The sequence below is a fragment of the Mesotoga sp. HF07.pep.5.2.highcov genome (assembly GCF_003666285.1).
Taxonomy (GTDB): Bacteria; Thermotogota; Thermotogae; order Petrotogales; family Kosmotogaceae; genus Mesotoga; species Mesotoga prima.
Genome location: NZ_JFHJ01000330.1, coordinates 1 through 643, shown reverse-complemented (window position 1 = coordinate 643; position 643 = coordinate 1). Strand labels below are relative to the sequence as shown.

Annotated in this window: 1 protein-coding gene and 1 pseudogene; both read right to left on the bottom strand. The window is 42.1% G+C overall.

Features of this window, described 5'->3' with window-relative positions; translation table 11 throughout:
* Nucleotides 1-329, bottom strand: a pseudogene (locus BG32_RS07295) (peptidoglycan glycosyltransferase); the annotation flags it as partial.
* A gap of 92 nt (nucleotides 330-421) precedes the next feature.
* Nucleotides 422-643 (bottom strand): hypothetical protein (locus tag BG32_RS15800; protein ID WP_121526623.1); only part of this gene is annotated, 222 nt, incomplete at its 5' end.

Genomic DNA, 643 nt, shown 5'->3' with positions numbered 1-643 from the left:
ATCGGTGTGATCCTTCGTTGCATTTCATCGTTAGTAGCTGCGGTACCAAGAAGAAGGAAATTTCTGTTGCTCTGAAGGCTTTCGACCAGTCTTTCGAAGGGTATTCCAAAGGAAAGTTCTACATTTTTTAGAACTCTATCTATTTGATCGGAAGAAGTAAGCAATCTCAAATATCCGAGGTCCAGCCATGCCTCATAAATCAGCGAATCGCTGGCCAATAACCTACCTTTGGAATCGTATATCGATCCTCTTAGAGCCGGTATCTTGTTGACTCCAAGAACCAGAGGTAGGTCAGGTTCAGTAAAAAGGGAAACATACGCTGCCCTCACTGCGAAGACTCCTACGCAAAGAATCAAAAGCACATATAACAGCGTCACCCTGCTAGCAAGTTTATTGATTTATGATCCACCTCGATAAAGTTCTACTTTTCTGCTCTCGCCCCTACAACCGTTTGCAAGTATGAAATTTCCCTAGATACATCTTCAAGTCGCGATTTCATTACTGAGATGCTCTGTTCTCTACTTGATGCCACTTCTGAAATTTTGTCGACCTCGTTGCCAAAATAGAACGGGAGAGCAATTGAGACTGCCAATGAAAGAAAAATCACTAATACTTGCAGAAAACCAAATAAACCCCAAACATC